The 7071-nt window shown below is 59.7% G+C and carries 6 protein-coding genes; 3 read left to right on the top strand and 3 right to left on the bottom strand.

All coding sequences use genetic code 11. From position 1 onward, the window contains the following. Positions 1-180: 180 nt before the first annotated feature. Both M1L53_RS30065 and M1L53_RS30070 read left to right on the top strand, forming a co-directional pair. The gene (locus M1L53_RS30065) at positions 181-960 is read left to right on the top strand and encodes a hypothetical protein (RefSeq protein ID WP_142006782.1); all 780 of its coding nucleotides are present in this window, start codon (positions 181-183) and stop codon (positions 958-960) included. After that, the gene (locus tag M1L53_RS30070) at positions 957-1379 is read left to right on the top strand and encodes a hypothetical protein (protein WP_030537273.1); all 423 of its coding nucleotides are present in this window, start codon (positions 957-959) and stop codon (positions 1377-1379) included. The genes M1L53_RS30065 and M1L53_RS30070 overlap by 4 nt, the downstream gene beginning before the upstream one ends. On the opposite strand, the gene M1L53_RS30075 is transcribed toward M1L53_RS30070, so the two are convergent. Genes M1L53_RS30075 through M1L53_RS30085 form a run of 3 tightly spaced genes read right to left on the bottom strand, consistent with a single transcriptional unit; the run spans position 1366 to position 4348 of the window. Continuing rightward, positions 1366-2721 carry a cytochrome P450 gene (locus tag M1L53_RS30075; protein WP_142006783.1) on the bottom strand — a complete coding sequence of 452 codons (1356 nt, stop codon included), beginning with the start codon at positions 2719-2721 and terminating at the stop codon, positions 1366-1368. The two genes, M1L53_RS30070 and M1L53_RS30075, sit on opposite strands and share 14 nt — an antisense overlap. 20 nt (positions 2722-2741) lie before the next feature. Next, positions 2742-3848 (bottom strand): DUF6545 domain-containing protein, encoded by a 1107-nt coding sequence (locus tag M1L53_RS30080; protein WP_073513114.1) that lies wholly within the window; start codon positions 3846-3848, stop codon positions 2742-2744. Next, positions 3845-4348, bottom strand: coding sequence for an ImmA/IrrE family metallo-endopeptidase (locus tag M1L53_RS30085; protein ID WP_030537276.1), 504 nt, complete (start codon positions 4346-4348; stop codon positions 3845-3847). The genes M1L53_RS30080 and M1L53_RS30085 overlap by 4 nt, the downstream gene beginning before the upstream one ends. Before the next feature lie 872 nt (positions 4349-5220). Between M1L53_RS30085 and M1L53_RS30090 the strand changes: the two genes are divergently transcribed. Then, complete coding sequence (locus M1L53_RS30090; protein ID WP_261949424.1) at positions 5221-6993, top strand: AsnC family protein; 1773 nt, start codon at positions 5221-5223, stop codon at positions 6991-6993. Positions 6994-7071 lie beyond the last annotated feature (78 nt).

A 7071-nucleotide genomic window follows, 5' to 3' on the forward strand; every position in this document is an offset into this window, starting at 1 on the left:
ACTATCTGCCGTAAATCCTTAGCGCCGGATTTCGAGAATCTGCTCCCCGACCCCCGTCTCTTGCCTACGACGCACCCGGTACGGTCAAATCCCGAATCGGTGTTCGCCAATACATGGCAAACTATATACTGAGTCGAAGCAAAAACCAAGCAAAAAGAGCACGAAGGTGAGTGATGGGAGGTGACCGTAGCGGTGCTGCCGTTTGAGCGCGAAACCCCAGCTAGTTCCCTGTCCCGTGATGTGTTCCTGGAACATGTCGCCGGTAAGGTGTTGACAATGAGTGAGCTTCGGCAGCGTTTTGCGCGCATAGTCTCGGAGCGTCGGGCTTGGCTCAACTTGACCTTGGATCAACTACAGGCCGCCGGCGGTCCGTCAGATGTGACAACGGGCAAAATTGAGCGAGCGCAGGTCGAACAACCGAGTGTCAATACGTTCAAGAAACTGGATGCAGGATTGCGGTGGACAGAAGGGTCCGCCGCACGAGCTTTCATCGGGGACAACCCAGTTCCACTAGAAGATGTCCCGGGATCAAGGCCGGTGGCACGCGTTGTCGACGCGAACGAAGACTCCGTGACGCTGCCTTTGAGCGTCGTCATCTCGATCTCCGAGATCGCCAAGCGCTACGAGAAGCTATACGAATCAACGACGGACGTAACGACAGCTGACAAACTGCGATCTATCAACAGTGAGTTGGATCTTGTCGTCGACCGGATACTGCGAGCTTGGCTCATTGCCCAGGTCGAGTCCAAGACAGCGCCGCCAGGGCCAATTCAGGTAGAGCCGATGGTCGAAATGCTAATTGGCGACTATCTCAACCGAGCGGCAGAGCCACCCACCGCACAAGATGCGCGAGAACTTCAGTACCTGCGATGGCTAACCGGACATGCCGGGGACATCGATGAAGCGACCGAGCAATCCTTTATCGCCCAGTGGCAATCACGTCAGGAGAAGACTCGATGAAGCACCTAGCACCGACAACAGCACAGAAGCTTGCTCGGCTCCTGGACTTCTATCACCACCGTGACGAGCCCGCCTTGACGTTGCAGGCGCTGGCAACAGTCGTCGGGCAGAAGGTCAAGGAGATCGTTCCCCTTGAGCTACTCGAAGGCGTTCAGAGTGGCGAAATCGAGAACCTGCCCGTACCCGTGGCAGACGCAATTTGCGACACGATCGGTGTCGACCGGGAATACCTGCGCTTGAGCGGCGACATCGACATCGACATCGACCAGCGCCTACGTCTTTGGATTCTCATCCGCGACCGCGGGCTGAATCACTTCGCTGCCCGCAGTGCTGACCTGACACGAGCAGACTTCGAAGAACTGATCGCGCAGGTCAGCACCATGACCGCCGCTCCGGCGACCGCAGTCAACGAGGCGTAAAACTCAACTTCAGGTTCTTCGGCCGAAGAGTCAAGGTTTCTTCGACTTCGAGCTCATAGCCCGGTTCCGCTGTTACAGAGAACTGGGTCAGAACAGTCGCGATCGCCAGCGCCATCTCGTGCAAAGCGAATTGGCGACCGATACATGATCGGATGCCAGTTCCGAACGGCTTGAAAAGTTCTGGCGCTCTGCCTCGGGCATTTTCGGGGCTGAACCGATCTGGATTGAACTGGTCAGCGTCTTCACCCCACGCCTTCTTATCCCGTTGAACGGCCAGGAGCAGGACAAATGCCCACTCACCTTCCGCGAAGGCATACTCCCCGACCGTGGTGTCCCGCTTCGCAGCGCGAAAGAATCCCGGTGCCGCTGGCCAGATCCTCATCGCTTCCGAGATGACTTGGCGTGTGTAGCGAAGCCGCGCAACATCCTCGTACTTCGGGACACTCTCACCGAATACCTGCGACGCTTCGGCGCGAACTTTCTCCGCGACATCAGGATGCTGGGCCAGGAAGTGAAATGCGAAGCTCAGCGAGTTCACCGAGGTCTCATGACCGGCGATCAGGAACGTCAACACCTGATTTCGGATGTTCTCCGGATCGAGCGTCACATCCCCCTCGGGATGCAACATCCGATCCAGCAGATCGTTGCGGCGCTCCCCCGTTCGCTGCCGCTCAGCAATCACTCCGTCCACAGTCTCGACGAGGAGCGCCCGATCAGCAGTGTTCTGCTTCTCCTCGGTGCGACGAAGCAACTTGCCGATGAATGGAATCGGTATCCCGCTCTTTTGGGCGTACGTGAGCGACCGCGTCAACGCTGCAACGAACGGATGGTCCGAGTGGTGGAACGAATCGAACGAGTAGCCGAAACCGCACCGTCCGATGACTTCCAGCGTCAGTCCTCCCATTGCGTCAACGACCGGAACCGGTGCCCCCTCCTGAGACGAGAGATGGGCACAGAGTTCGTCAGTGACAGCGACCATCGTGTCGTGGTAACTGACCATCGACTCCTTTGTGAAGGCCGGCATCAGAACGTCGTGGGCCTTCGACCAATTCGACTCCCAGCTGTAGGCCGTGAACAGGCCGTCACCGATCAGAGGGCGCAGTTGCTCAAGCGGCCGGCCGACGAACTTTTCCCACGTCGACTCGTCGAATATCTCAGCGGCGAGATCCGGCGAACCGACAAAGGTCAGGTCGGTACCGAGAATCGATCGCCGATAAATCGGTCCAAGCTCCTCGAACCGAACGAGCGTGGTCTGGTTGGGAGTCTCCGGATCGATTCCGAAAACATCCCCCAGAATTGGCACCCGACGAGGCGGGTGCGGGATCGTCGTCGTACTGGGCATACAGGTCCCCTCCAGTTGTCTTACATTCGAGCCCATGCATCCGCGATACGGAGCATTTCCTCTTCGTCGACCAGCCACTCCGGCGGAGCCACTGGCGCACGGTCACTATCACCGGCTTTGTACAGACGCATCGCGTCAGCTATGGCTTGAACCCGGTCCTCCGTCGCGGCGTCTCCAGATAGAGCCTCAGGGCTCATATACGGCAGGACGAGGAACAGAGCGTCCTCGCACTCGATCAACATCCGGTGCTCAAGTTCGATGCTGCTGTGGAACACTCCGACGCTCTCGACGGACACCTTGGGTTCCATGGTCACGAGGTCGTTCCACATGTCCTCCAGACGCCGGACTGCTCGTGACGAGGAATCCGAACGCAGGCGAACTTTGGCCTCTGCGATGGCAGGGATTGCCAGCACGATCGCCATCGATGTCGCAGCTGGCAAAAACAGGATGTCGTTGGACTGGGATCGCAGCTCAGTGAGCGCGTTGTGCCAGTTCAGTGACAGCATGATGCCATTCGCCATCCGTGAAAGGTGGTCGTAGAGCGAGACGGTGCAAGCAGCGATCACGATAACGAGCCAGCCGCGAAGGGAACGCGTGGACTCGGGACGGCGATAGAGCCGTACACACCATTTCACGACTGCGAACAACGCCAACGGCATCGGCGCCGAGTAGATGATCATGTAGACAGCGGTCCGCCAAGAGTGAAGCTCTTCGACTGCAATGCCTTGGGCGCGAGCTGGGGCACTGAGGAACCCCAGGACGACGGCCGCCACCAGACCGGCGCAATAGAGCCGGATGACAGTACGCGTCTGTACTGGTCGAAGGCTCCATGAACGTACGACGAGATACACCGCGACCGAAGAAGCGATCACCGATGCGTGGGTGACGAGCCGGATATCCGACAACGTCAGGTCACTGTGGGAAATGACCGCCTTCTGAAACCAAGACTCGCGCAGGACGGCCGCACAGAGCCACCAAATCAGAATTTGGGTCACGCTCCGGTCGAGTTGACGTTTCGACACCAGCAGTACCCGCGCGACGATGATTATCGCGAGGATCGTGATCATCGGAAGCGTCATCCAGTACGGCATTGACGCTGTGGCCTCGCGACTGAGCTGCGCGCTCACGCCTCAGGTCCGAAGGTGCCGGCGATGCGATGCAGCGCCCCGAGGCTGGAATCGTCGACCGGGCCTCTACTACGGATCGCCAACTGCGTTCCGACGACCTCGGCTTCTTTTTCCGTAGGCGTGTCGAAAGTGTCACGCCGCATCATCCACTCAATGGATCTGACATCGATCCCCTGGGTCAGGACGCTTTCGGTCGGGCAGAACGGCTCACCCTCGTGCTGGCAGAGAATGTGCGCACATTCGTGGAATATCTGCTGCCGCTGATGCCGTACGGAGTGGTCCAGGTCGTATTTGATGATGAGTCGCTCAGGTGAGCCCAGCAGTAGTCCACATCGGCCCCCGGACTCCGTACGTGGGCCACTCCACGGCGAGAGCACGACTTCACTCTGGGCGTGCTCGGACATCCAGTCCAGAAACTCGCCCACTGTCCACGGCGCGCTGAGAGGGATTTGCGACAACACGTCCTGGACGCGCCCCCTGCGCGTGAATTGTGAAAACACATCCACCACCTCCAATAGCTGGCCCTTTCCCGCTGCCAAGCCAAGACCACAGCTTAAACCCGGACAAAATGAACCGGTCACCCAAAGCCGTGAAGCAAAGACACAGACAAACTAAAGCCAAATCCTGTGCAAGAATGGCGATAGCTGGTTCCGCTCGCTACTCCCGATCCGGACCCGGTCGCAAACTTGAGGCCAAAGGGCCGTAAGCAGGCTGCCCACACTCTCATGCTTCGAGCAGGGTGAGTAGTCCCTAACGTCCCGAACTACCCCAGGTGAGCTACGGAATATTGGACAGCTTTGGCGTGTCGCAACCACTCCGGAACCTGAACCTGGTCCAGGATGAGGGGGCGTCCACCAACGAAGAGACAGGAGACTGCGATGGCAAATCCAAGCAAAGGGCCCCGTGGCCGGCTCGGTCGTGTCCCCGCTGTGGTTTACAGAGACCTGGAGCAGCGTGCATTAGACGCTGGCGCAAGCTCTGTCAGCCAGTACGTCTCCGACCTGCTGTGCCTGCACACCGGCCATAAGGAACTCGTTCGTGAACTAGATCAGGGGGTGTTGCCACTCTCCGCATAAAGCGACCGTGAGCGGACCTGACCAAAGTCTGACTCACCGACCGCCACATCCCCTGTGGTGCCGCTAATCAGCTGAGAATTGAAAAACCCCCGGCGGGTAGGCCGAGGGTTCATCGAAGTTGGTGAGATTCGAGTTACCAGCTCGTTTCTCAGCGGTACTGCTATTCCCCGAAGGGACTTGTCTTGCCAGACATGTCTCAGGGTAGCTCATGCCCTGATGAAATTTCTACGATCAATCTGCGTGTCGTCGATCATGAGGATCCACTCCTCACAGACCTGTATGCGACTGCAATGTGGATGTCGCCGCGGACCCGCATCCGGGTCGACCCGACCAGCACCCACGACTACAGCGCAACAGTGCTCGCCCCGACGGCTCCGCCGAATGTTCCATGGGCGCTTCACCTGACCGATTCGGACCATCAATACAAACTGCTGGCATTCGATTTCGATACCGGAGCGCACGGTCCGGAGGTGGCACTAGCAGACGCAGACCGTCTCGCACACGAGCTGACCGAACTCGGAGTACGACACCTTCGCGTCGCGTCAGGACCGACTGGCGGACAGCATCTCTGGGTCGCTCTCAGTGACGCGGCTGAACCCGCTGCCGTTAAAGGGCTCGCTCATGCGCTGGCTCCTTACTACCCCAGTCTCGACGTCAGCCCGCTGTGTAACCCCACTACAGGTGCAGTACGAGGACCAGGTGCTCCACACCGAGCTGGAGGGCACGCACTCCCGAGTCTGCGCGGCCGCCCGCTCACGTCGTCGCTCGCCGCCCTGCGTAAGGGGACGTCCTCTGAGGTGGTGGGGTGGCTTCTGGCACGTCACCCGTACACCACTCCCCTATCTGAAGCGGGCACTCGGTCGACGCCGGTTCGGGTGATCCAGACCGTGGATGGTCCTCGTCTGGATCGTCCGAAACGTCCGCTGTCAGCGCGGACGAAGCTCCTCATGGCGACCCCACTCAGCGAGGGGTGTGACCGTAGTGCGGTCGCGTTCAGCATCCTTCTCGGGATGGCAGGTGCCGGGCGCTCCCTCAGAGACGTTGAGTCTGCACTGACTGCACCAGGGCTGATTCGCCTCCACGAAGACAAAACCACCGGTCATGCCTTCACCCTCGCCAAGCAGTGGGAACGCGCAATCTCCGCAGCTGCGGTCTTCGCTCCTGCAGTAGATGAAAACGTGAGAAGACCGGACGAGCTTGACGCTGAGTTGGACACGATCACTGAGTGCTTGTGCAAAGCGTCCGCGAAGTTTGCACGGCCAGGTGGCCCGAGCGACGAACGGATACTCCATGCGCTAGTTCAGCTCGCTCGCACTGCTCGGACCACCACCCTGGACATCGACTGCCGGCGACTAGCGCGGGCCACTGGTCTGGACGCTTCGACCGTCTCCAGAAGGTTAAGGGCGCTTGAGGCGTCCGCGTGGATCAGTCAGGTCCAGGCGGGGTCGGGAACCGCCGGTGCAACATGGAAACTGAATCAACCGCCCACTGAGTACTGCACAGGTGCAACACAAGTGATTCACGCCCCGGCTCCCGCACTGTCCGAAGCTCTCCTGACCCACCACGCTCACGACCTCTGGACCCCCGCACCCGGACTAGGGCCGGCCTATGCCCGGATTCACCTGCACCTGATTTCCGGGATTCAAGATGACAGCGAGCTTGCGGCGACAACCGGCTACTCGCTCAGGACGGTGGCGTCGGCGAAACGTGTGTTCCAGCGTTTGCGCCTTCTCCCGACAACACGATCCACAGACCAGACCCGTCGACTCCAACTTCACACGGCAGCGCAGCAAATCGGCGTTTCGGGGGTCCTAGCCGCCAGGGCTTTACGTCATGTGACGGAGCGTGAGCTGTTCGCCTGGTGGACAGCCGAGCTGGAGTGGCGTCGTCGACCAGGTAAGAAACGTAGCGGCCCCCGAAGGCACGCCTTCGATGCGATTGCCCTGCCGATTGAAGCATCACCGCGAGCGAGGTACGGCCGCTTCCCCACCATTGGCGGCCGCGCCGACTACGCGACCGCACGGCGGATCGTGACCAACTACAGGTCTCCGCGAATCCTTGCAGCCTGACGGCTTCGGACCGACGCGATTGCTGGCACTGTGTCTGCACACACAAAACATCAAATGAGTGTTTGCGTGTTTGAGTGT

The organism is Rhodococcus sp. T9N, assembly GCF_024436645.1.
Lineage (GTDB): Bacteria > Actinomycetota > Actinomycetes > Mycobacteriales > Mycobacteriaceae > Rhodococcus_F > Rhodococcus_F qingshengii.